This is a genomic window from Halomonas ventosae, from assembly GCF_004361885.1.
Taxonomy (GTDB): domain Bacteria; phylum Pseudomonadota; class Gammaproteobacteria; order Pseudomonadales; family Halomonadaceae; genus Halomonas; species Halomonas ventosae_C.
The window spans coordinates 1-24,241 of record NZ_SNWH01000023.1 but is presented as its reverse complement, the minus strand read 5'-3'; the positions used below and the strand labels follow the sequence as shown (position 1 = coordinate 24,241).

Sequence of the window (24,241 nt, the reverse complement as noted above, 5' to 3'; positions counted from 1 at the left end):
TCAGCCCCGGGCCAAGTCCAATGCTATGCTGGTGCCCACCGCAAGGGAGGGCTCATGGCTCACGATCACGACCATTCGCATCACCACACTCATCACGCCGGGCAGGACAGCCAGCGCCGGCTCTTCTGGGCGATCCTGCTCACTGGCGGCTTCATGATCGCCGAGGTGGTGGGCGGTATCGTCTCCGGCTCGCTGGCGCTGCTGGCCGATGCCGGCCACATGCTCACCGACACCGCCGCCCTGGGGCTGGCCTGGTTCGCCGCCCGCATCAGCCGCCGCCCGGCGGACGAGAAGCGCAGCTTCGGCTACCACCGGGTGCAGATCCTGGCCGCCTTCGTCAATGGCCTGACGCTGATCGCCATCGTCGTGTGGATCCTCATCGAGGCGATTCGCCGGCTGCTCTCGCCGGTGGCGGTGATGGGGTCCACCATGCTGGCGATCGCCGCCCTGGGGCTGGTAGTCAACGTGGTGGTGTTCGCCATCCTGCACTTCGGCGACCGTGACAACCTCAATATCCGCGGGGCCGCCCTGCATGTGCTGGGCGACCTGCTGGGGTCGGTGGCGGCCATCGTCGCGGCCGTGGTGATACTGGCCACCGGCTGGATGCCCATCGACCCGCTGCTCTCGGTGCTGGTGGCGATGCTGATCCTGCGCAGCGCCTGGAAGCTGACTCGGGAATCCGCTCATATCCTGCTGGAGGGCACGCCGGAAAGCCTGGACCCAGTGACGCTGCGCCGCGAGATTCCCGAGCAGCTCGAGGCGGTCTGCAACGTGCATCACGTGCATGTCTGGTCGCTGACGCCGGGGCGTCACCTGATCTCGCTGCATGCGGCCATCGCGGAGGGCGAGGATCGCCAGGCCGCGCTGGTGGCGATCCGGAGCCTGCTCGAGGAGCGCTACGGCCTGGACCATGCCACCATCCAGCTGGAGAGCTGGCACCAGTGTGCCGACGAGCCCGACAGCGACGAGAGGCACGACAAGGCGGATACCCGGGCCGCTAGACCAACTTGCTGTAGCGAAGCTGGATGACCGCCTCGGGTGGGGAGAAGCTCTCGGCGTGAGCGCTCTCCCAGTAGTCGCGGAATACCGGGTGGCGATCGGCGCCACCGCTCAAAAGTTCACCCGGCGTCAAATGATCGTGCAGTTCGCTGAAGCTTTTCACCTCATGACGCGACACCCTATGTAGCACGTGCTCCGGGCCAAGCTCAGCGGGGTGCGACAGGCCAGCGGCTCCCAGCATCTCGGCGAGAGCGGCGAGGGTATTGGCGTGAAAGCGTGCGACCCGCTGCGCCTTGCTCGGGACATCGAGGCGGCTGCCGCGCAAGGAATCCTGAGTGGCCACGCCGCTGGGACAACGGTCGTTGTGACAGCTCTGGGCCTGAATGCAGCCCAGCGCAAACATGAAGCCGCGTGCCGCATTGCACCAGTCAGCGCCCAGCGACATGGCCCTGGCAATATCGAAGGCGCTGATCATCTTGCCGGCCGCGGCAAGATGAACCCGGTCGCGCAGGCCAGCACCCACCAGGGTGTTGTGAACCAGCTGCAGCGCTTCACTCAGCGGCATGCCCAGGCGGTTGATGAACTCCAGCGGCGCGGCGCCGGTGCCGCCCTCGCCGCCATCCACTACCACGAAGTCAGGGTGCTCGCCGGTCTCGAGCATCGCCTTGACGATGGCGAACCACTCCCAGGGGTGTCCAATGGCGAGCTTGATGCCCACTGGCTTGCCGTCGGCCAGGTCGCGCAGTTCGTTGATGAAGGCGATCATCTCTCGCGGTGTAGAGAAGGCCGAGTGGGCTGCGGGGGAGATGACGTCCTCACCTTGTGGGACGCCCCGGGTGGAGGCGATCTCGGGAGTCACCTTGGCGGCGGGAAGGATGCCGCCGTGGCCCGGCTTGGCGCCCTGGGAGAGCTTGATCTCGATCATCTTGACCCCTTCCTGGCGGGCATTGCGGCGAAAGCGCTCGGGATCGAAGCGTCCCGACTCGTCGCGGCAACCGAAGTAGCCTGAACCGATCTCCCAGACCAGGTCTCCGCCGCGACGGTGATAGGGCGAAATCGCCCCCTCTCCGGTGTCGTGGTAGAAGCCACCTTCCCGGGCGCCGTCGTTAAGGGCGCTGATGGCGTTGGCGGAAAGGGCGCCGAAACTCATCGCCGAGATATTGAACACGCTGGCCGAGTAGGGGCGCGCGCGGCCTACCCCCACGGTAATGCGAAAGTCAGCCTTGTCGGTCTCTACCGGCGTCAGCGAATGGTTCATCCATTCGTAGCCAGGGTGGTTCATGTCGTGAAGCGAGCCGAAGGGCTGCTTGTCGCTGATTCCCTTGGCGCGTTGATAGACCAGGCGGCGCTGTTCCCGGGAGAAGGGTACCTGTTCGGTATCGGTCTGGATGAGATACTGGCGAATTTCGGGGCCGAAGGCTTCAAGGTTATAGCGCAGGTGGGCCAAGATCGGGTAGTTGCGGCTTACCGTGCGGGTGCGCTGCAGCAGGTCATAGCTGCCCAGGGTCACGAGCAGGCCAAACACCAGCACGCCCCAGCCCCACCCAGGGGAGAGGATGATCAGTCCGAACAGGCTGACGGCCAGGCCCAGCAGACTGAGCGCGTAGGCGCTGTAGCGAAGGGGCAGAGGCGAGAGGTGGGGGAGCTTCGACATGACGCACTCCTTGCGGGGACGGGAAACCCATTGCACGGGGACTCAGGCGCCGTGTCAACGCGTCAATAAAGGGGCAGCGAGAAAGTCGATTCATCGGGCGCTGCCGAGGCTGCTAAACAGCCCCACCAGGCTGACCACGATGAGCACCGCGCCAAGCACCCGGAAGTAGAGGTTGGCACGACTGCCCACTAGATAGCGGTGGGCGCGCTCGCCCAGCAGGTGTCCGACCAGCGCACAGGGCAGCAGCCACAACTGATGGATGAGTTGCAGGTCGACGCCGGCGATCACGAAGGAGACCATCTTGATCAACACCAGGATGAACCACAGCACGAAGAGAGTGTCGCGCAGCTGGTGGGTGGCGACGTGGCTGGCGAACACCGCGACGATCAATGGGGCGCCGATCAGCGAGGTGCCACTGACATAGCCGCCCAGTACCAGCAGCAGCGTGTCCACCACTCGGTTGTGGCTGCGAAAGGGCTTGTCGAGCACATAACCGATGGCATAGCCCATCACGATCACGAAGATGATGTTGGTCAGCACGTTGCCCGGCAGGGTCAGCAGGCCGACCACGCCTATCAGCTTGGGGATGATCATCACCTTCATCGCCTTGAGCAGGTAGCCCCAGTCGATGTTGCTCTCGCTCGGCGCCTGGCCGTGGTTGTCGGCCATCAGCTGCCGGTGACCGCGCCAGGCGATCCAGCTGGAGAAGATCAGCAGATGCACGGCGATGATCGGTAGGAACACCAGCGGCTCGTCGAGCACTAGCAGCAGGAAGGGCAGCGACAGCACCGCGCCGCCGAAGCCCAGGCTGGTGCGCACGAAACCGCTCCACACGAAGATCAGCCCGATCAGGACCAGCTGGTGAATCTCGAGGTCGGCCATCACGGGGCTCCTTTCCCGGATCGAGGTGTCATGAAGAGGGCGCGTCCCACACGCCGGCGAGCACTTTCAGCGCCTCGGCGATCACCAGGCCGCGCTCCTGACCTTCGGCCATGGCCAGGGCGTCGCGGGCCAGGCTTTGGCCAACATCCAGCTCGCCGCGACGCACCTTCTCCAGCAGGTTGCCGCTCATGGCGCGGTGCAGCTCGGTCTCGAGCTGCGGAGTGATATCAGCCAAACTTATACACTGGTTTTGCATTTCTCAATTGATTCGCAGGGCGATCAGGTTAGGCTAGGGGCATCCATCCCCGATGCCGACAACGACGAGACGAGGCCCATGAGCACAGCCAGCATCCAGCATTATATCAACGGGCAAATGATGGCCGGCGAGTCCGGCCAGCACCAGGCGGTCACCAACCCGGCTACCGGCCAGGTCACCGGTCAGGTGGCCCTGGCTTCCCAGGCCGACGTGGCCACTGCCGTCACTGCGGCCCAGGCCGCCTTCCCGGCCTGGGCCGATACTCCGCCGATCCGCCGCGCCCGGGTGATGTTCAAGCTCCTCCAGCTGCTGGGCGAGCACAAGGATGACCTGGCGCGCGCCATCACCCTGGAGCATGGCAAGGTGTTCACTGATGCCCAGGGCGAGGTCGCCCGCGGCATCGATATCGTCGAGTTTGCCTGCGGCATCCCGCAGCTGCTCAAGGGCGACTACACCGAGCAGGTCAGCAACGGCATCGACAACTGGACGATGCGCCAGCCGCTGGGTGTGGTGGCTGGCGTCACTCCCTTCAACTTCCCGGCCATGGTGCCGATGTGGATGTTCCCCATCGCCATCGCTGCTGGCAACACCTTCATCCTCAAGCCTAGCCCGCTCGACCCCAGCGCCTCGCTGCTGATCGCCGATCTGCTTGCCCGTGCCGGGCTCCCGGATGGCGTCTTCAATGTGGTGCAGGGCGACAAAGAGAGCGTTGAGGCGCTGCTCGACCATCCTGACGTCAAGGCACTGTCGTTCGTTGGCTCCACACCGATCGCCAATCTTATCTACGAGCGGGGTGCCCGCCATGGCAAGCGTGTGCAGGCCCTGGGGGGCGCCAAGAACCACATGGTGGTGATGCCCGATGCCAACTTCGACAAGGCCGTGGATGCGTTGATTGGCGCCGCCTACGGCAGTGCCGGCGAGCGCTGCATGGCGATCAGCGTGGCGGTACTGGTGGGTGACGTGGCCGACCAGCTCGTGCCGCGTCTGGCCGAGCGGGCGCGCGCCCTCAAGGTCAAGAATGGCCTGGAGCTGGATGCCGAGATGGGGCCCATCGTCACCGCCCAGGCGCACCAGCGCATCACCGGCTATATCGAGAAAGGCGTGAGCGAGGGGGCAGAGCTGGTCGTCGACGGCCGCGACTTCGACGCCACCGGGGCCGGTGACGAGTACGCCGGGGGCTTCTGGATGGGCGGCTCGCTGTTTGACCACGTCACCCCGGAGATGACCATCTACCAAGAGGAGATCTTTGGCCCGGTGCTGGTCTGCGTACGGGTGCCCGATATCGCCACCGCCATCGAGTTGATCAACGACCACGAGTTCGGCAACGGCGTAAGCTGCTTCACCGAGAGCGGCAGTGTGGCTCGCGAGTTTGGTCGTCGCATCCAGATCGGCATGGTGGGCATCAACGTACCGATTCCGGTGCCCATGGCCTGGCACGGCTTCGGTGGCTGGAAACGTTCGCTGTTCGGCGACACCCACGCCTACGGCGAGGAGGGCGTGCGTTTCTACACCAAGCAGAAGTCGATCATGCAGCGCTGGTCGGACTCCATCGATGCCGGCTCCGAGTTCGCCATGCCGACCCACAAGTAATGCCGCCGATCACTGAATGAGCGAGAGGCGCCGGGGACGATGTGAAGAGGAGGTCCTATGCCAGGGATGGCATCGGTAGCGCCCAGGGAGGGGTTCACAGCGCCTCCTCGCAACGTCGTCACCGGAACAGCCTCGAGTGAAGTCATCACCGAGAGCGTGCCATGGCTGACCAGGAATTCGACTATATCGTAGTGGGGGCCGGCACCGCCGGCTGCCTGCTGGCCAACCGCCTGAGTGCCGACCCGGCCAATCGGGTGCTTCTGATCGAGGCGGGCGGTCGCGACAACTACCACTGGATCCATATCCCGGTGGGTTACCTCTACTGCATCGACAACCCGCGCACCGACTGGTGCTTTCGCACCGAGGCCGACCCCGGGCTCAACGGCCGTTCGCTGATCTATCCCCGCGGCAAGACCCTGGGTGGCTGTTCCAGCATCAATGGCATGCTGTATATCCGTGGCCAGTCGCGCGACTACGACGGCTGGGCCGAGGCTACTGGCGACGATGCCTGGCGCTGGGAGAATTGCCTGCCCGACTTCATGAAGCATGAAGACCACTATCGCCTGGATGCCGATGGCGATGCCGACGCAGCCCACTGCAACTACCATGGCCACGGCGGCGAGTGGCGGGTAGAGAAGCAGCGCCTCAAGTGGCAGGTGCTCGACGACTTCGCCACCGCGGCCGTGGAGGCCGGCATCCCGCGGACCCGCGACTTCAACCGCGGTGACAACGAGGGGGTTGACTACTTCGAGGTGAACCAGCGTAGCGGCTGGCGCTGGAATACTTCCAAGGCCTTTTTGCGTGATGCCGTGAAGCGCGACAACCTCACCCTGTGGCACTCCACCCAGGTGCTGGGTCTGGAGGTCGCGAAGGGCGTGAGTGGTGAGCTCCGCTGCCGCGGCGTGCGCGTCGAGCGCGACGGGAAAACGATCACGGTGCAGGCCGGCCGCGAGGTGATCCTCTCCGCTGGCGCCATCGGCTCGCCCCAGCTGCTGCAGCTTTCCGGCATCGGCCCAGCCGACCTGCTGGCCGAGCACGACATCCCGGTGATCCATGACCTGCCGGGGGTCGGCGAAAACCTGCAGGACCACCTGCAAATCCGCTCGGTCTACAAGGTAAAGGCTGCCAAGACCCTCAACACCATGGCCAACTCGCTGCTCGGCAAGGCGGGCATCGGCCTGGAATACCTGCTTAAGCGCTCCGGTCCTATGAGCATGGCGCCTTCGCAGCTGTGTGCCTTTACACGCAGCTGCGACGACTACACGCATCCCAACATCGAGTATCACGTCCAGCCACTCAGCCTGGAGGCCTTCGGTCAGCCATTGCACGATTTCCCGGCGATCACGGCGAGCGTGTGCAACCTCAACCCGACAAGCCGCGGCACGGTGCGCATCAAGAGCGACGACCCGCGCCAGGCCCCGGCCATCGCGCCCCACTACCTTAGCACGCCGGAGGATCGCAAGGTTGCAGCAGACTCGCTGCGGGTCACGCGGCGCATCGCCGAGCAGCCCGCCTTCGCCAAGTATCAACCCGAGGAGTTCAAGCCGGGACTGGCGTACCAGAGCGACGATGACCTGGCTCGCCTGGCTGGAGATATCGGCACCACCATCTTCCACCCGGTGGGCACCACCAAGATGGGGCGCGACGACGATCCCATGGCGGTGGTCGACTCTCACCTGCGGGTACGTGGCGTGGCGGGGTTGCGGGTGGTGGATGCGGGTATCATGCCTACCATCACCAGCGGCAACACCAACTCACCGACGCTGATGATCGCCGAGAAGGCCGCAGCCTGGATTCTTGCGCAAAGAGAGTGAACACCCCTTTTTTGGCATGCAGGCAGCGCCAGGGAGCAGGCGCTGCTGGGCCCCCGGCAAGATTCCTGTCATGCGGCGCAAATAGTGTTTGACCTGCGCAGGGCAACGGGGCAAGATGCACGCAGTTGGTTGGCAAGTGGAACATCGCAAGTGGTCATCGAAGGCTCATGGCGTCGATCTCCCGGTGAAAGTTTCTTGTTTTACCCACTGTAATTCGGGTATTTCCCGGCACAATCTTACGCTATTCGAGGAATTCGATAATGGCTACTGGTACTGTCAAGTGGTTCAACGACACCAAGGGCTTCGGCTTCATTTCTCCGGACGACAACGGTGACGACCTGTTCGCTCACTTCTCCGAGATTAAGGCAGAAGGCTTCAAGTCCCTGCAGGACGGTCAGAAGGTCTCCTTCGACGTCACCCAGGGCAAGAAAGGCCTCCAGGCTTCCAACATTCAGGTGATCGGCTAAACGTCGACCAACCCTGATGTGACTGCCTCTTGGCAAGTGAGAAAGGCCCGCTTATGCGGGCCTTTCGCGTTGTACTGCGGCTACCTTATTTATTCATATTGTATCTAGATAGATTTCTAAAAATAACTTCTTAGAATATCTAACGACGGTCACAATAGCGGCTTTCCCTTTCGTTTATCGGATGTGTCCATGTCACTGGATGCCTGGCTATCGCTCACTGTCGTCATCGCCGTCTTCCCGCTGATGGCCTTCTCGCGAGTGGGTCCCGACATCGTGCTACTGGGTGCGGTGATCCTGCTGCTGACCCTGGGGGTCATCGATCCTGATCAGGCCCTGGCGGGCTTCTCCAACACGGGGCTGTTCACCGTGGCCTTCATGTATGTGCTGGTGGCCAGTATCCGCGAGACCGGCGGGATCGATCTGATCATCCGCCATGTGCTGGGGCATCCGCGCAGCGAGAGGCGGGCGCTGGTGCGCCTGTTGCTGCCAGTGGCTTCGCTGAGCGGCTTTCTCAACAACACCCCCGTGGTGGCGACCTTCATCCCCGCTGTGCTGAGCTGGAGCCGGCGCGTCTTTGTGCCGGCGCATCGCTTGCTGATGCCGCTGAGCTTTGCCTCGATTCTCGGCGGCACCATCACCCTGTTCGGCACCAGCACCAACTTGGTAGTGCATGGTCTGCTGATTGAGCGCGACCCATCGCTGGCCATGGGGCTGTTCGATATCGCCTGGGTGGGCGTGCCAGTGGCGGTGGTGGGCGTGGCCTACCTGCTGCTGCTGGGGCCGCGGCTGCTGCCGGCGCGGCGCGGGGCGGACACGGCCTTTGAGAACCCTCGTGAGTTTACCATCGAGATGGAGGTAGACCCCGGTGGTCCGCTGGTTGATCGCACGGTGGAGGAGGCCGGATTGCGCCACCTCCAGCAGCTGTTCCTGGTAGAGATCGAGCGCGAGGGCAACGTCGTCAGCGTGGTGGGGCCGGGCGAGCGACTCAAGGGAGGCGACCGGCTGGTCTTCGCCGGCACCAGCGAGGGGGCGGTGGAGCTGCAGCAGATCCGTGGCCTGGTGCCGACCCGACAGGGCGCGTCGAGCCTGGAGAAGGACTTCAAGGAGCGCCGCCTGGTGGAGGCGGTGGTCTCCGATCAGTGCCAATTCATCGGCCAGCGCATTCGCGATGGCCACTTCCGGACCTTCTATGGTGCCGCCGTGCTGGCGGTGTGCCGAGGCGGTGAGCGAGTCGCCGGCAGCCTCGGCCAGATTCGCCTGCAGCCCGCCGACGTGCTGTTGCTGGAGGCGCGCCCGCCCTTCATCGAGCGCCATCGCCAGTCGCGCGACTTCTTGCTGATCAGTCAGGTCAATGGCTCGGCCCGCCCGGTCCACGAGAAGGCCTGGCTGGCATGGGGCATCCTGGCCGGCGTGGTACTGCTGGCTACCTTGGGCGTGATGAGCATGATGAACGCCGCCATGCTGGGCGCAGCCCTATCGCTGGCCAGCGGCTGTTGCTCGGTGCGCGCGGCCAAGCAGGGACTGGATACCCAGGTGCTACTGACCATTGCCGCCTCCTTCGGGCTCGGTGCGGCACTGGAGAGCTCGGGAGCGGCGGCCAGCCTGGCCGATCTGGCCCTGGGGCTCGCCGGCGGCAATCCGCTGTTTTTGCTGATAGGCACTTACTTGCTGGTCGCGCTTCTCACTGAGCTTGTCACTAACAATGCGGCCGCGGTGATCACCTTTCCGGTGGTGATGGCCAGTGCCGAGAATCTCGGCGTGAGCCCGATGCCCTATGTGGTGGTGGTGATGTTCGCCGCCTCGGCCAGCTTCCTGACACCCATCGGCTACCAGACCAACCTGATGGTCTACGGGCCTGGCGGCTACCGCTTCGCTGACTTCCTGCGCCTCGGGGGGCTGCTCAATCTGCTCACCGCGGTGGTGGTCCTCTTCTTGGTCCCGCTGATCTGGCCCTTCTGAGCGCACTCGCCGTCGGGCAAGGTTTGCGGTAGGGTGTCGACATTTGAGCGATCCCTTGAGCGGCCTGGAGACCCTCCCATGAACCACCCCGGCGAACTGATCATTGAGCCGAGAAACGGCAAGCCCGCGGATGCCTGCGTGATTATCCTCCACGGGCTAGGCGCCGACGGGCACGACTTCGAATCGCTGCTACCGGCGTTACCTCTGCCCGAGGATGCCGCCGTGCGCTTCATTTTCCCCCATGCGCCACGCCTGCCGGTGACCATCAACGGCGGCATGACGATGCCGGCCTGGTACGACATCAAGGAAATGAGCCTCGATCGCCGGATCGACACGCCCCAGCTGATGGCCTCCGCCGAGCGCATCCAGGCCCTGATGCGCGAACAGATATCACACGGCATCGACAGTCGTCGCATCATCCTGGCGGGCTTTTCGCAGGGTGGTGCGGTGGCCTATCAGGCAGCCCTGACCTTCGAGGCGCCGCTGGGCGGCCTTCTTGCCCTCTCTACCTACTTCGCCACGGCCGACAGCATCGAGCCCTCCGAGGCCAATCGCGGCCTGCCCATCGAGATACACCACGGCAGCTTCGACCCGGTGGTTCCTGAGTCGCTGGGCAAGGCCGGCTACGAGAAGGTGAAGTTGCTGGGCTATCCGGCGCATTATCGTCGCTATTCGATGGCCCATGCGCTCTGTCCACAGCAGATCGTTGACATCGGCCGCTGGCTCAGTGAGCGACTTGCCCGCTGAGCGCCGGCATCCCCGGCATGGTGATGGCATCGGGTGAAATATTCCCCTCTACCGGTACTGGCCAAGCATGCGGGATGCGACCGCCTGGTGGGCACTGTGGGCTATCCTCAGAACCATGATCCTGACCAGTGAAGAGAGATAACCCACTTCTTTCAATGACTCATTCCCCTTATCAAATCACCTAGCACACGAGGAGCATTACTATGTCTCTGTCGGAAGACTTTCGCCTGCCGGTCGCCTGCCCCAGCTGCGGCAGCCATCTAATGCGCGTCTCACAGGTCAAGAACCCCGATGACCAGGTACACTGCGCCTCTTGCCACCGCTACGTCTGTCTATGGCATGAAGCGCAGGAGATCCTGAGGAAAGGTCCCGGCAGCGAGAGTGAAGCGCTGATCGAGAAGGCGGTCAACCGCGGCAATCGCTGAGCCGGCGCCGTCGTCGGGCGAAGCTTGGTTGGCCTAGTGGTCAAGGTTAGAGCAGTTCCTCACCGGCCAGTGCCAGACGCGAGCGCTCCACGCTCTTGAGGGTCACGTGGCCGGCGTGGGGCCAGTCGCGGAAGTGCTGGACCACCGCCGCCATGCCGCAGGTGTTAGCGGTCAGGTACGGCGTGTCGATCTGGCCGACGTTGCCCAGACAGACGATCTTGGTATTGCGCCCGGCGCGGGTAATCAGGGACTTGAGCTGCTTGGGCGTGAAGTTCTGCGCCTCATCGATGATCAGGAAGGTGTCGTTGAGGGTGCGCCCCCGCATGAAGCCGGGCGCACGGATCTGCACCCGCGAGCCGAGTAGCTGGCGGGTGGCGTCCTGATTCCAGGTGCTGCTGCCGTCCTGCTCGTCGCGCAGCAGGTTATCCATGTTGTCGTGGAAGGCGCCCATCCAGGGTGACATCTTCTCCTCCTCGGTGCCTGGCAGAAAGCCGATATCCTCGCTCATCGAGATCGGTGCGCGGGTGAAGACGATGCGTTCGAAGCGCTTGGTGTCCAGGGTCTGCTGGAAGGCGGCAGCCAGGGTCATGAAGGTCTTGCCGGTACCCGCGCTGCCGGCGATGGTTACCAGGTCGATGTCGTCATCCATCAGCAGGTTGAGAGTGAAGTTCTGCCGGCTGTCGTGAGCGTGAACGCCCCAGACGCTGCTGCCATGGCGGTAGTTGGTAAGCAGCTCGAGGTGGGCGTGCTTCGGCCCCACTTCGCGCACGATGGCCTCGAAGCTGGCACCGTTGTCGCTGTCCGAGACTAGCATGCCGAGATGCCATTCGCGGGGCATGTCGCCGGCCAGGCGGTAGACGACCTTGCGGTCCTGGCGCTCGACCTTGACGTCCACCGAGAGGCTTTCCCAGAGCCCGCTGCCGTCATGGCCGGCATCCGGATAGAGCCGGGCACCATCGGTCATGGCGTCGCTGTCGTCGAAGGCCCGATCGGTCAGGTAGTCCTCTACCGGCACCCCCAGCGCGGCCGCCTTGACCCGCAGGTTGATGTCTTTGGTGACCAGTATCACCGAGGCGTCGGGCCGCTCGTCGCGCAGCCGGCAGGTCTCGGCCAGCAGGCGGTTGTCGGGGGTGTCTTCCAGCGGCTCCAGCGGCGCCAGATGGGCGTAGCAGAGCAGGCGCAGGCAGCCTTCGGGGCCGCTGAGTCGGGGAATGGGAATACCATCGCGGATCTGGTCGAGATCGACGTTGGCGGTGAGCTCTGACAGGGTGCGGCTGACCTGGCGGGCGGTGCGGGCGATCTCGCGGATGCCGTTTTTGTGCTTGTCGAGCTCCTCGAGCACGGTCATGGGAATCACCACTTCATGCTCGTCGAACTGGTAGAGGGCGGCGGGGTCGTGGATCAGCACGTTGGTGTCCAGCACGTAGAGACGGGTGGCCTTCTTGTCGATGCGTACCATCGGCGCAGTTCTCCTTGTCGTCATAGTGTCGACACTGCCGGGGCACGATGTCAGTGGCATGACAGGCACACCGCGGTGTCGTCCCGCTCGATGCGACGTTCACCTCCTTTGCTGTGGGCCTATCCGGTTGGGTGCCTCTCGAACGATGAGATGCCCTTGTGTCTCGAGCATGGACGCCATCCCTCCATGCTGCAAAGCACTATCTTCAGGGCCCTTCAACGCTTTCTCCGCGAGTGGCCTCGATCTCCTGGAAGATGCGTTCCACGTCCAGGGTGGTGCGCTGGCCGAGGTCGTCGAAGTGCTCGGCGAGCCAGGTCTCGGTGGCTGCACGGCCCAGCTCATGCAGGTGACAGAGGAAGGGCCACTCGGCATTCAATTTGCTCGAGGCGGAGAGCTGCGACAGGGACTCATCGCCGCTGAGGTGGTGGAGTCTCGCCTCCTGGTAACAGCCAATGTCGATATCATGTTCGCCGAGCAGCTTCTGCAGCATCACGATCGTGCGTACTTCCTTGATCAGTGCGGCATTGAAGGTGATCTCGTTGAGGCGGTTGAGGATGTCCGCGGCGCTGGTGGGGATCTCCTGGCGATACATGGGAGTGATCTGCACCACCAGGATGTCCTGTGCGCTGCATTCATGCAGCAGCGGCGAGAGCGAGGGGTTGCCCATGAAGCCGCCATCCCAGTAGGCTTCGCCATCGATTTCCACCGCCTGGAAGACATTGGGCAGGCAGGCCGAGGCCATTACCGCATCGAGGCTCATCTCCTCGCGGGAGAAGATCCGTTGCTTGCCGCTGCGCACGTTGGTGGCGGTGACGAAGAGCTTGAGGTCCTCGCAGGCACGGACCCGTGCGAAGTCGACCCGCTCGGCGACGATGTCGCGCAATGGATTGATATTGAAGGGATTGAACTGGTAGGGCGAGACCAGCCGGCTCATCAGGTCCAGGGCGATGTAGCCCGGTGAGTAATCGAGGCTCCAGTTGCCGGTCAGCACGTCCAACGGGGTGCGGCGCACCGGGCTTGCCATGCCCGCCCGACTGACGGCCTGCCAGAAATCGCGCAGCGCCACCCGGGCGGTGGACTTGTCGCCACGGGTCAGCGCATCGGCCATCACCACGCCGTTCATGGCGCCGGCACTGGTGCCGCTGATGCCCTCGATCTCGACGCGCTCATCTTCTAGCAGGCGATCCATGACCCCCCCAGGTGAAGGCCCCGTGGGCGCCACCACCTTGCAGCGCCAGGTCAATTCGTCGTTTCTCGCTCATCTTCGCTCCTTAGCCCGGGCAGCCCGCCGCTGCAATGCATCAATCCCAGCATAACGGCCGTGACCGGAAGCGGCCAGTATTGTTCAGGAAGGAAGCAGTACCTCGCTAAGTCGCTACCCGGCGTCATGCGGATATTGCTGATCAGGGTGCGTGCGCCGAGGCGATCAACCTAGACCATGCTGCGTGTCAGCTGGGGTGGTGTCAGCTGGCCAACATGTCGAGAATCGTCTCGGCACTGCTCTTGTCCACCACGCCCTTCTCGGTGTCGACGCCGAGGTACTCCACCACGCCGTCATAGGCGATCAAGGCATAGCGGTGGCTGCGGACGCCCATGCCACCGGCCGTGGCATCCATGTCCATGCCGATGGCACGGGTGAATTCGGCGTTGCCGTCGGCGAGCATGGTGATCGCCTCGGCATTCTGGTCCTTCTGCCAGGCGCCCATCACGAAGGCGTCGTTCACCGAGAGGCAGGCGAGGGCATCGGCGCCCCTGGCAAGGATCTCATCGGCGCGCACCACGAAGCCGGGCATGTGGGTGTTGGAGCAGCCGGGCGTGAAGGCGCCGGGCACGGCGAAGAGCACCACACGCCGGTCGGCGAAGAACTCGCCGGTAGAGATATCCTGTGGCCCATCGGGGCCATTGGTCTTGAGGGTAATGTCCGGAATCTTGTCACCGATCGAGAGTGTCATGGGGTAGGCCTCTGGTTGGGGGTATGCGTTATTCGTGCGCTGAAGTGCGGGTCATTCCAGCGGCGGCGTGGGGCGAATCAGGATCTCGTTGACATCCACGTGCTCTGGCTGCCCCAGGGCATAGGTCACCGCATTGGCGATGTCGCGGTCTTCCAGGGCGTGCTCCGGGGGTTCGTCGAAGAACGGGGTATTGACCATCCCCGGCTCGATCAGGGTGACCCGGATACCGCTACCGCGCAACTCCTCGCGCAGGTTATAGCCGATGCCGCTCACCGCCCATTTGGTGGCACCGTACATGGAGCCGGGAATGGTAGTGCGGCCGGCGGCTGATCCGGTCAGCAGCACATGCCCACGGCTGCGACGCAAGGCTGGCAGGCTGGCTTGCAGGGTCAGACCGACGCCGTAGATATTGGTCAAGATCATCTCGCGCCAGGTTGTGTGGTCGGCACCACTGAATCCGCCTGGCGAGCCGCTGCGCCCTGCGTTGGCGAATACCGCATCGATGCGACCGAAGCGTTCCATGGCCTGCTCGACCATGGCCTGCTGGTCCTCCATGCTGGTGACATCACAGCCGATGGCAAGGACGTTCTCCGCACCCAGTTCCTCGGCCAGTGCCGCCAGTTTCTCCCGCGAACGGGCAGCCAGCACCAATTGGTAGCCCTCCCGAGAGGCTGCCCGGGCCGTGGCGGCCCCGATACCGCTCGACGCTCCGGTGATCAACACCACACGATGCCGCATCGTTCTCTCCTGTGTCAGACATGCGTAAATGGTCAGCATGGCCACTGTGCGGCATGTCTGCAATCCTCGGACTCAACGCAATGCTTTGGTCATGTCAAGAGTGTCGACGGCGGATGAGCGTCAGTTCAGGGCCAGTTGCGCCGCACCGCTATCGCAGTGGAAAAAGGGTGAATTTGCCAGCCACTCCGGGTCCGGGTAGTAGCTGAAAAGGTACTGATCCTCCTTGATGCTGTCGATCAGCGGGGCCGCGACCTGCTGGCGCACCGCTGGGCAACCATAGCTGCGGCCGAGTCGTCCGGTCTGCTCGATGAAGGACTCACTGACATAGTCGGCGCCATGGATGACGATGGCGCGCTGGTAGGCCAGATCGTTAACCCCTGGCTCAAGACCCTCCAGACGCAGCGAGTAGCCGTTGCGGCCCTGGTAGCTGTTCATGGTGCGAAACAGGCCGATGCTGGACTGGTGGCTTTCCGGAACATTGGAGAAGCTCCTGGCCATGGCGTTGCCCGAGCCCTGGCCGTGGGAGACCAGTTCGTTGAACAGCAACCGGCGCTGATCGAGGTCGAAGACCCAGAGACGCGGCTCGGTGGAGGGCAGCGAGAAGTCGATCACCGCCAGGCGCTCGGCCTCGGGGTCGGCACAAGAGAGGGCACGTGCCGCCAGGCGCATGACCCGGGGATCGGCGTTGGGGGCCAGTCGGGACAGAGCCTGGTCGAGCGGCAGCTGGCGCCGTGTATCCAGCTGGTAGGCCTGGGCCAGAAAGTCGTCGCCTGCCAGGGCGGGCGATGAGTTCAGCAGCAGGCTGCACAGCGCGGCACAGGGAAACCATCGATTCCGGAAGGGTATCGGCATTGGGTTGACCTGTCTTGTGGCATCATGGTTGAGTCGCCGATCGCCTCAGGAGCGCACGGCGATCAGGCATCGAGAGGGACCAGCATACCTAGGTCCGGTGTCCGGCCCTATTATGACCACGAGCGACACGATGACCAGAATCTATTCTCAACGCAGGAGCCAGGTTCCATGACCTCAGCCAAAGGATTGACGCCACTGATTGTCGTGATGGGGACGCTGTTGTCGATGATGGCCTCTGCCCTTGCCGCACAGGACGCCTCCCCCGTGGCCAATGCCCTCGCCGAGCAGCTCTCGACGCAAGAGGACATGCTGCAGGATTTCTATGCCGTTCGGCAGGGGCGGCCTGCCTGGCAGGAGGCCGAGACCGTCGGCAGCTTTGCCGCGGCCCTGCGAAGTTTGGCGGCCGATGGCCTGAACCCGCAGGATTACCGGCCTGATGCGCTGGTGGCGGCGCATCGCCAGCTAGGCGGTGAAGGCAGTGCGCCGGTCGACCAGGCGCGCTTCGACCTGCAGGCCAGCCGTGTTCTGCTGACGGCCCTGCGCCATCTCCAGCGTGGCAAGGTGGACCCCCATCAGATCGATACCGATTGGGAGGTCCCCATCGACGCGCCGCCCCTGGATCTCGCGGCGGTGTCACGGGCGGTGGATGCCCAGCGCGTCGAACAGGCCTTTGCCCTGGTGCGTCCCTCGGCGGTGCCTTACGAGCGCTTGCGCGCTGGGCTGGCCCGCTACCGTTACATCGCGCGACTCGGTGGCTGGCCCAGTCTGCCACCCCTGGCCCAGCCGCTGCGCCCGGGTGACCTCAATGAGCAGGTGCCGCTGCTGCGTGAGCGTTTGGAGATCGGCGACGATATGGACGTGAAGGTCGCCGAGCTGTTTGCCGGGGTAACGCCCCGGGATACCGACTCGCGACGCTATGATGAGCGCCTGGTAGCGGCCGTGAAGCGCTTCCAGCAGCGCCATCTGCTTGAGGTGGACGGGATTGTCGGTCCTCGTACTCTAGAGGCACTGAATGTTCCCGTGGCCGAGCGCATTGACCAGATCCGGGTCAACCTGGAGCGTGCCCGCTGGCTGCTCCATGGCCTCCCCGAGACCTTCGTGCTGGTGGATATCGCCGGTTACCGGGTCAGCTATTTCCGTCCCGACGGCACGACCTGGCAGTCGCGTATCGTGGTTGGGCGGCCCTATAGGCGCACGCCTTCACTGCGCTCGGAGATCACTCACCTCACCGTCAACCCCACCTGGACGATACCGCCAACCATACGCCGCGAGGATGTACTGCCGAAAATTCGCCGTGATCTGGGCTACCTGCAGCGCAACAACATCAGCGTGCTGAACGACGCCGGACGCGAGCTCGATCCGCATAGTATCGATTGGCAAAATCCGGGCAACGTAATGCTGCGACAGGATGCCGGACCGGATAATCCCCTGGGCCAGGTGGTGATTCGCTTCCCCAATGACCATATGGTCTACCTCCACGATACCCCGGCGCAGCAGCTTTTTTCCCGTGACCAGCGAGCCATCAGCTCCGGCTGTATCCGCGTGGAGAACGTCATGACGCTGGTTCAACTGCTGCTTGATGACACCGATACCCAGCGTGACATCCGCGCTCTGGTAGCCAAGGGCGAGACACGCAACGTGCCGCTGGAACGCCACGTGCCGGTGATCCTGCACTACTGGACCGCACGCGTTGGCGAGGAGGGGGAGCTCGCCTTCCGCCCCGATATCTATGACCGTGACGACGAGCTTCTGGACGCATTGGATCGCCCACTGACCTGGTAGCGGTCTCCCTCATGCGCTGAGATCTCTTCAATAACGAGTGCGCCCCGCTCGAAGGCGGGGCGTGTGAAGGCAATGCAAAGCTGGCGGGGCAGGAAGGCGGCGCGAGGTTCAGCCTTCGTCGTCGCTGGCGGCCACCTCGCTGCTGCTGGCGACCGCGGTACCGGTCTCGCCGCTCTGCAGGGCGGCCAGGACAGGCGTTGCCTGGCGCTGGAAGGCCACCAACCGCTCGCCCTGGAGACTCTGGTTCTCCGGCAGAGCCACCTTCATGGCATTCACCTGGCTGTTGTTGACCAACACCTCGTAGTGCAGGTGGGGGCCGGTGCTGCGCCCGGTGTTGCCGGAAAGCGCGATGCGCTCGCCCATGGTCACGCGTTGGCCATTACTGACCAGTGGCTTGGAGAGATGCAGATAACGTGTCTTGTAGCCATTGTCGTGACGGATCACCACATAACGGCCTGCTGCAGGATGGTTGCCGACCTTCTCCACACGGCCATCAGCGGGTGCCTGCACGGCGGTGCCGATCGGCATGGCGAAGTCGGTGCCCTTGTGGGGACTGATGCGGCCGGTGACCGGATGCTTGCGGTGCAGGTTGAAATTCGAGCTCAGCCGGTAGCGACCGTCGAAGGGGTAGCGGTTGAAGGCAGGGTCGAGGCTCTCGCCTTGCGGGGTATAGAAGCGATTGTCCTTTGGGTTGCGCACCAGGGTAAGAGCCATCCGCTCGCCGTCATACTGTACCGCCAGTACCCGCGGATCGAGGCTCTTGCCATCGATGAGGTCGGATTCGACCAGCACCTGAAAACGATCGCCGCGACGAGTGTCGCGGCGAAAGTCGAGCTTCTTTTCTAGAACACGGGAAAGTTCCGACACTTCGGCGCTAGTCAGGCCGGTGGCCTTGGCCGAGCGTGCGAAGCTGCCGCTGATGGTGCCAGCGAAAAGACGCTGGGTGGCCTCGCCTGCTCGCTCGATGGTGGCGACCTCGAAGCCCTCCGCCTGGCGCTCGATCAAAAAGCCATCCCGGGCATTCTTCATTAGACGCAGGGCAAGCAGGTGGCCCTGCTCGTCGAGCTGATACTCGAAACGGTTGCCTTGCCGCCAGCGCGTCAGCAGCTTGGGCTCGGGCAGGCGCTCGAGCAGCTCCATCACCTCGCGGTAGCCCATGCCCAAGTGATTCTGTGCCATGATCGCGAAGGTATCACCCGCCTGGACTTCATAGGTGTTCCACTCGGGAACAAAGGGCTTGCTGGCGATAATTTCCTCTTCCAGCTGGATCGGCCCTTCATCGAACAGTGCCAGTTCGTCCTCGGAAACATCGTCGTAGGAGGTGGCACTGGCCATCAGCCCGCCATCATGATCGAGCATGCCGCTGGCGATGGTCCCGATGACCACGGCCATATGCAGGACGCCATCGTCGATGCGACCGCTGTCGCCGCTATCCGTCAGCAGCCCCTTGATCCTGCGGTGTGGCTCCTCGCTTCGAGCGGGTCGGGCAAGGCTATCCATAACCCCGAGCTCCTCCCGGCTGGCTTTGGCTGCGGTGACGAGGTCGATATCGACGATTTCCGAGGGGGTCAGTTCGGAGATCGGGACATGCTCGCGGGTGGCGTCAAGGGCGCGGGTAGCCATCTCGATGGCATCGGCCACCGGCGTGCGCTTGGCCTGCAGCGAGGGCAGGCCCGGCTGGGCATCGGCATCGAGGGGAATCACGACGGTATCCAGCGTTTGGCTGTCACGCTGGATGTCTTGATAGGAGGTGACGATTTTCTGTGCGCCCAGCACGGTGACCATGGTGGCAACGGGTAACAGCAACAACTTGTGGGTGCGGGGCAGCGAATGGACGATTCGCATCATGGGTAACGGGCCGTAACAGATGAAAAGGGAATAAAATAAGTGGCACCGGAACCTTAACCCATGATGTGTGAGATGCCTAGTCTGTGCGGACATACAGTGACGATCCCACACCCGCCTTGTCGGGGGAGACCGAGGGCGGGGCAGGCAAGCGAACACTGTTTGTTAAGTAGACATTGGACACGTCTGCAGGGGGAATTTCAACCCCGATGCGTGCGTCACGCCCATCAACCGATGAAAGTGCCGTTGTGGTAGTCACTTAGCGCTTGTACAAGATCGACGTGGGCGCAGGCTATCTCACGCCCGCCAACGACATTGCAAAGACGCTGGATCCTGATGCCATCGCCATCCTGACTCGCTTGGCTGGTCAGTGGTTGGTCTATCTGGCGAGTGACGAGGCGTTGTCCATGGTGTGTCTTTGATACGAGTAGATATGACTGGTATTTTAGATCGTTTTTTTCGAAGATTAAGCGCAATGTTTCGCTCAGTTGATTCGAGGAATTCGAAATGCCCCGTGTCACCCTGGCCCAATGGCAAATGCTGGCGGCCGTGGTCGACCATGGCGGCTTCACGCGCGCTGCCGAGGCGATTCACAAGAGTCCTTCAACCTTGAACCATGCCGTTCACAAGCTCGAGGAGCAGCTTGGGGTGTCGGTGATGGAGCCGGTGGGCCGCCAGGTGCGTCTCACCGAGGCTGGCGAGATGTTGCTGCGTCGTGCTCGTCAGTTGCTCGAAAATGCTGCCTCGTTGGAGGAGGTGGCCAGTCGTCTTGCCGAGGGGGTCGAGGCGGAGGTGGCGCTGGCCGTCGACCAGATATTTCCCCCCGATGCCCTGGCCCAGGCCCTAGAGGCCTTTTCGACGGCCTATCCGCATGTGCGGGTACAACTGCACGAGACGGTGCTCAACGGTGGCATCGAGATGCTCTACGACGGCAGTGCCGATCTGGTGATTTCGGGCCTCTCGGCGCAGGGTTTTCTGGGCGAGCCGCTGGTCAGGGTGCATTTTGTCGTCGTGGCCCATCCCGACCATCCGCTGCAGCATCTGGGACGCCTGCTTGACATGCACGATCTCGAACAGCACCGCCAGCTGGTCGTGCGCGACTCCGCTCTGCGCCAGTCCATGGACGCCGGCTGGCTCAAGGCGGAGCAGCGCTGGACGGTGGGCCATCTGCAGACGTCCATCGACATGCTCGAGCGGGGTCTGGGTTTCGCCTGGATTCCCGAGACTCGCCTGCGTCAGGCGCTCCTTGAGGGGCGCCTGGCACGGCTACCGCTGGCCGTCGGCGGTAGCCGTGAATATCCGGTGCAGCTGATCCACCGCGACCGCGACCGGGCGGGCCCGGCGACACGTGCCATGGCCGAGGCCCTGAAGGCGGCGGTGGCCGTCTGCCCGCCGGAAACACCATTCGAAGCCATCGAATGACAGCGGGCAAAACCTGCGCTTGAGCGTCGATGGTGGCGCCTTATGCTGGGAACTATCGACATATCGAGCCCACGCTCAGCGATTTCAAGGAGACGTCAAATGGGGCTTCTGATCGACGGCACCTGGCACAATCAGGGCTACGACACCGACAAGCACAGTGGCGAGTTCGTGCGTGAATCCGCCAAGCTGCGCGACTGGATCACCTCGGACGGCCGGCCGGGGCCCGACGGACAGCCGGGCTTGCCCGCCGAGACCAGCCGCTACCACCTCTATGTGTCGCTGGCCTGTCCCTGGGCGCATCGCGTGCTGATCATGCGCCGCCTCAAGGGGCTCGAGTCGGTCATCGGCGTCTCTCACACCAGCCCGTTGATGCTCGACCAGGGCTGGACCTATCGCGAGGACGAGGGCTCGAGCGGAGACCCGGTCAACGGCGTGGATTTCCACCACCAGCTCTACACCCTGACCGATCCCCACTACACGGGGCGCGTCACCGTGCCGGCGCTCTGGGACAAGTCCTCGGGGCGCATCGTCAACAACGAGTCCGCGGACCTGCTGAGGATGCTCAACGGCGCCTTCGACGGGCTGACCGGCAATCGCCTGGACCTCTATCCCGCGGACCTGCGCGAGACTATCGATGCCGTCAACGCCGACGTCTACGACCACATCAACAATGGCGTCTACACGTCCGGCTTCGCCACCGAGCAGGCGGTCTACGAGAAGCACGTGGTGGCGCTGTTCGAGGCGCTCGACCGCATGGAGGCGCGCCTGACCGAACACCGCTACCTGGCCGGCGAATGGTTCACGGAGGCCGATATTCGCCTCTTCACTACGCTGATCCGCTTCGATGCCGTCTACCATGGTCACTTCAAGTGCAATCTGAGGCGTATCGAGGATTATCCGAACCTTGCCAATTATCTTCGCGAGCTTTACCAGTGGCCGGGGATCGCCGAGACGGTGGACTTCGAGCATATCAAGCGCCACTACTACCTCAGCCACGCCACCATCAACCCGAACGGTATCGTGCCCTACGGCCCGCTGCTCGACCTGGACCGGCCGCATGATCGCAACCGACTGCCCGGCAAGGGAATCCGCGAAAAAGACTAAGCTCGCTGTGAAAGTGAAGCCTGCGCGGTGGCTCCGCACCCTTGTGGTTCGGCATCGAGCCACCGATTCGGCATGCAGCACTCCCGGCGGGGTGGGGCCTCAAAAAGGCTGGTCAGTGGCAGTCGACGATGGTAGCATGCGCGTTCCTCGCATGTGTTGACCCCACCATCATGACGACGCCACGCTGCCCAGGCAGGTGGGCGCCGAAACGCCGGGCGCAGGCACCAACAACTGCCCCATACGCGTTCGAATTGTGTAGATGGAGCGCCACCGAGATCACGCCACCCGGGCGAGATCGGCGCAAACGGTCGCCACAGCGGTTTACGTACCATCCCGGATGGCGTGGACCGAATGCCAGGTGCGACCGGCGTCCCCGACTCCGAATCTCTCGTCTGCCGATCCGTTGCACGGAACGCAGATGCCTGAGCGCATGGCACGCGTCAGGGACGCCACTGAATTTCTGCCGGCCCCGCGTCGGCCTACCAAGGTGTGATTCATGACCTCGACTTCTGTCGCCTCGCCGAGCTTCGGCGATCTTGCCCTGCTGCCCGCCGTGCTCTCTGCCGTGGAATCCCAGGGCTACGAAACCCCGTCACCGATCCAGGCGCAGACCATCCCTGCACTGCTGGAAGGCCGTGACATGCTGGGCCAGGCTCAGACCGGCACCGGCAAGACCGCGGCCTTCGCCCTGCCGCTGCTCTCTCGCCTCGAGCTGACCCGTCGTGAGCCCCAGGTGCTGGTGCTGGCGCCGACCCGTGAGCTGGCCCAGCAGGTGGCCGTCTCCTTCAGCAAGTACGGCCAGCACCTCAAGGGCCTGGAGGTCGCCACCCTGTGCGGCGGCCAGGAGTACCGCGAGCAGCTCTCCGCGCTGCGGCGTGGCGCCCAGGTGGTCGTGGGCACCCCGGGCAGGGTCATCGATCACCTGAATCGCGGCAGCCTCAAGCTCGACGGCCTCTCCGCCCTGGTGCTCGACGAGGCCGACGAGATGCTGCGCATGGGCTTCATCGACGACGTCAAGCGCGTGGTGGCCGACACCCCCAAGAACGCCCAGCGGGTGTTCTTCTCCGCTACTCTGCCAGCTGAGATCGAGCGCATCGTCAACCGTTACCTGGTCGACCCGGTCAAGGTGGCCATCGAGTCCAAGGTCGGGACCGCCGCCAGCATCGAACAGCGCATGGTGCGGGTCGACGGTGGCGCTAAGCAGGAGGCGCTGGCGCGCATCCTCGAGGTCGAGCCTGTCGACGGGGCTATTGTCTTCGTGCGCACCCGAGCCGCCTGCACTACCCTGATGGAGCAGCTCTCCGCCCGTGGCATGAACGTCGCCAGCCTCTCCGGTGACCTGGACCAGAGCCTGCGCGAGCGCACCATCACGCGCCTCAAGCGTGGCAAGATCGACATACTGATCGCCACCGACGTGGCCGCCCGCGGCCTGGACGTGTCTCGCCTGACCCACATCATCAACTACGACCTGCCCCAGGACGGTGAGGCCTACACCCACCGCATCGGCCGTACCGGCCGTGCCGGGCGCACCGGGATCGCCATCACCTTCGTCGGCTTCCGTGAGGGCCGCAAGGTGGGCTGGCTCGAGCAGGCCACCGGCCAGAAGATGACCGAGATGGCGGTGCCCGACGAGGCCGCCATCCGCGCCCACCGCGACGAGATCTTCCACCAGCGCGTGGTCGCCGCCTTGACTGCCGGTGCCGACGAGCAGCGTGCCCTGGTCGAGCGGCTGGTCGAGGAGGGGCACGACCCCATCGAGCTGACCTGTGCCTTCGCGCGCATGGCGCGTGCCGACGAGGCCCCCATCGGTCGCCTGCAGGCGCCGCGCGCCGAGCGCAATGACCGAGCTGCGCGCGACGGCACCCCTAAGCGTCGCGGTGATCGTGAAGACCGGGCGCCGCGCGAGGGCATGACCCGCTATCGCGTCGCCGTGGGCCACCAGGATGGCGTCAAGCCCGGCCAGCTGGTCGGGGCACTTGCCAACGAGGGCGGCATCGAGGGCAGCCGCATCGGCCGCATCGACATCCATACCGCCTTCTCGGTGGTCGAGCTGCCGAGCTCGCTGCCGGAGAGCATCCTGGCCAAGATGGCCCGGGCCCGCGTCGCTGGCCGGCCGCTGGAGATCAGCGAGGACAAGGGCGCACTCGAGCGTGCCCCGCGTCGTCGCCAGGATGGTGACGCGCCGATTCGCCGCCGCACCAGCGCCTGACTGGCGCTGTTTCCAAGGGTGGTGCCTTGGAATGACTTGGGGGTGAAAGTCCCCTGCACGCCCGGCAAGGGGAAGTGCTAGCCGA

The 24,241-nt window shown here is 64.1% G+C and carries 21 protein-coding genes; 12 read left to right on the top strand and 9 right to left on the bottom strand.

The genetic code is table 11. The features are described 5' to 3' along the window. The first annotated feature begins 54 nt into the window (after positions 1 to 54). Positions 55 to 1,029 (top strand): cation diffusion facilitator family transporter, encoded by a 975-nt coding sequence (locus tag DFO68_RS13265; protein ID WP_133484121.1) that lies wholly within the window; start codon positions 55 to 57, stop codon positions 1,027 to 1,029. On the opposite strand, the gene DFO68_RS13260 is transcribed toward DFO68_RS13265, so the two are convergent. The 3 genes from DFO68_RS13260 to DFO68_RS13250 form a co-directional block, all read right to left on the bottom strand. Beyond that, positions 998 to 2,653, bottom strand: a complete 1,656-nt coding sequence (locus DFO68_RS13260; protein ID WP_133484120.1) for an FMN-binding glutamate synthase family protein — start codon at positions 2,651 to 2,653, stop codon at positions 998 to 1,000. The two genes, DFO68_RS13265 and DFO68_RS13260, sit on opposite strands and share 32 nt — an antisense overlap. Before the next feature lie 90 nt (positions 2,654 to 2,743). Next, complete coding sequence (locus DFO68_RS13255; protein WP_133484119.1) at positions 2,744 to 3,535, bottom strand: TSUP family transporter; 792 nt, start codon at positions 3,533 to 3,535, stop codon at positions 2,744 to 2,746. A 28-nt stretch (positions 3,536 to 3,563) separates the two neighbouring features. After that, positions 3,564 to 3,770, bottom strand: a complete 207-nt coding sequence (locus DFO68_RS13250) for a hypothetical protein (protein WP_133484118.1) — start codon at positions 3,768 to 3,770, stop codon at positions 3,564 to 3,566. Positions 3,771 to 3,869: 99 nt separating this feature from the next. Between DFO68_RS13250 and DFO68_RS13245 the strand changes: the two genes are divergently transcribed. The 6 genes from DFO68_RS13245 (at position 3,870) to DFO68_RS13220 (ending at position 10,793) form a co-directional block, all read left to right on the top strand. Next, the gene (locus DFO68_RS13245; protein ID WP_133484117.1) at positions 3,870 to 5,381 is read left to right on the top strand and encodes a CoA-acylating methylmalonate-semialdehyde dehydrogenase; all 1,512 of its coding nucleotides are present in this window, start codon (positions 3,870 to 3,872) and stop codon (positions 5,379 to 5,381) included. A 161-nt stretch (positions 5,382 to 5,542) separates the two neighbouring features. Beyond that, positions 5,543 to 7,195, top strand: a complete 1,653-nt coding sequence (locus DFO68_RS13240) for a GMC family oxidoreductase (RefSeq protein ID WP_133484116.1) — start codon at positions 5,543 to 5,545, stop codon at positions 7,193 to 7,195. Between the two features lie 260 nt (positions 7,196 to 7,455). Further along, positions 7,456 to 7,662 (top strand): cold-shock protein, encoded by a 207-nt coding sequence (locus DFO68_RS13235; protein WP_040185674.1) that lies wholly within the window; start codon positions 7,456 to 7,458, stop codon positions 7,660 to 7,662. Positions 7,663 to 7,851: 189 nt separating this feature from the next. Beyond that, on the top strand, positions 7,852 to 9,621 hold the full coding sequence (locus DFO68_RS13230; protein WP_133484115.1) for an SLC13 family permease: 1,770 nt from the start codon (positions 7,852 to 7,854) through the stop codon (positions 9,619 to 9,621). A gap of 78 nt (positions 9,622 to 9,699) precedes the next feature. Then, positions 9,700 to 10,368, top strand: a complete 669-nt coding sequence (locus DFO68_RS13225; RefSeq protein WP_133484114.1) for an alpha/beta hydrolase — start codon at positions 9,700 to 9,702, stop codon at positions 10,366 to 10,368. 203 nt (positions 10,369 to 10,571) lie between these two features. Beyond that, the gene (locus DFO68_RS13220) at positions 10,572 to 10,793 is read left to right on the top strand and encodes a hypothetical protein (protein WP_133484113.1); all 222 of its coding nucleotides are present in this window, start codon (positions 10,572 to 10,574) and stop codon (positions 10,791 to 10,793) included. A gap of 46 nt (positions 10,794 to 10,839) precedes the next feature. On the opposite strand, the gene DFO68_RS13215 is transcribed toward DFO68_RS13220, so the two are convergent. The 5 genes from DFO68_RS13215 to DFO68_RS13195 all read right to left on the bottom strand — a co-directional run bounded on the left by DFO68_RS13215 (position 10,840) and on the right by DFO68_RS13195 (position 15,794). Further along, the gene (locus DFO68_RS13215) at positions 10,840 to 12,252 is read right to left on the bottom strand and encodes a PhoH family protein (protein WP_133484112.1); all 1,413 of its coding nucleotides are present in this window, start codon (positions 12,250 to 12,252) and stop codon (positions 10,840 to 10,842) included. Positions 12,253 to 12,457: 205 nt separating this feature from the next. Next, positions 12,458 to 13,441, bottom strand: coding sequence for a patatin-like phospholipase family protein (locus DFO68_RS13210; protein ID WP_347813129.1), 984 nt, complete (start codon positions 13,439 to 13,441; stop codon positions 12,458 to 12,460). 274 nt (positions 13,442 to 13,715) lie between these two features. Further along, positions 13,716 to 14,204, bottom strand: coding sequence for a peroxiredoxin (locus tag DFO68_RS13205; protein WP_133484111.1), 489 nt, complete (start codon positions 14,202 to 14,204; stop codon positions 13,716 to 13,718). A 51-nt stretch (positions 14,205 to 14,255) separates the two neighbouring features. Next, entirely contained in the window at positions 14,256 to 14,942 is a 687-nt protein-coding gene (locus DFO68_RS13200) for an SDR family oxidoreductase (RefSeq protein ID WP_133484110.1), read from the bottom strand. A 120-nt stretch (positions 14,943 to 15,062) separates the two neighbouring features. Next, positions 15,063 to 15,794, bottom strand: coding sequence for a murein L,D-transpeptidase catalytic domain family protein (locus DFO68_RS13195; RefSeq protein ID WP_133484109.1), 732 nt, complete (start codon positions 15,792 to 15,794; stop codon positions 15,063 to 15,065). Between the two features lie 168 nt (positions 15,795 to 15,962). Between DFO68_RS13195 and DFO68_RS13190 the strand changes: the two genes are divergently transcribed. After that, complete coding sequence (locus DFO68_RS13190) at positions 15,963 to 17,576, top strand: L,D-transpeptidase family protein (RefSeq protein WP_133484108.1); 1,614 nt, start codon at positions 15,963 to 15,965, stop codon at positions 17,574 to 17,576. A 108-nt stretch (positions 17,577 to 17,684) separates the two neighbouring features. Here the strand turns inward: DFO68_RS13190 and DFO68_RS13185 are convergent, their stop codons facing one another. Further along, positions 17,685 to 19,424: a peptidoglycan DD-metalloendopeptidase family protein gene (locus DFO68_RS13185; protein WP_133484107.1), complete on the bottom strand. Its 1,740-nt coding sequence runs from the start codon at positions 19,422 to 19,424 to the stop codon at positions 17,685 to 17,687. A 263-nt stretch (positions 19,425 to 19,687) separates the two neighbouring features. Here DFO68_RS13185 and DFO68_RS15555 point away from each other — a divergent pair, with 263 nt between their 5' ends. The 4 genes from DFO68_RS15555 (at position 19,688) to DFO68_RS13165 (ending at position 24,156) form a co-directional block, all read left to right on the top strand. Beyond that, the gene (locus tag DFO68_RS15555; RefSeq protein ID WP_166637579.1) at positions 19,688 to 19,843 is read left to right on the top strand and encodes a hypothetical protein; all 156 of its coding nucleotides are present in this window, start codon (positions 19,688 to 19,690) and stop codon (positions 19,841 to 19,843) included. An 85-nt stretch (positions 19,844 to 19,928) separates the two neighbouring features. Then, positions 19,929 to 20,843, top strand: coding sequence for a LysR family transcriptional regulator (locus DFO68_RS13180; protein WP_133484106.1), 915 nt, complete (start codon positions 19,929 to 19,931; stop codon positions 20,841 to 20,843). Positions 20,844 to 20,942: 99 nt separating this feature from the next. Continuing rightward, positions 20,943 to 21,947: a glutathione S-transferase family protein gene (locus tag DFO68_RS13175; protein ID WP_133484105.1), complete on the top strand. Its 1,005-nt coding sequence runs from the start codon at positions 20,943 to 20,945 to the stop codon at positions 21,945 to 21,947. A gap of 496 nt (positions 21,948 to 22,443) precedes the next feature. After that, a complete protein-coding gene (locus DFO68_RS13165; RefSeq protein ID WP_133484104.1) occupies positions 22,444 to 24,156 on the top strand; it encodes a DEAD/DEAH box helicase in 1,713 nt (570 codons plus the stop codon). The last annotated feature ends 85 nt before the right edge of the window (positions 24,157 to 24,241 follow it).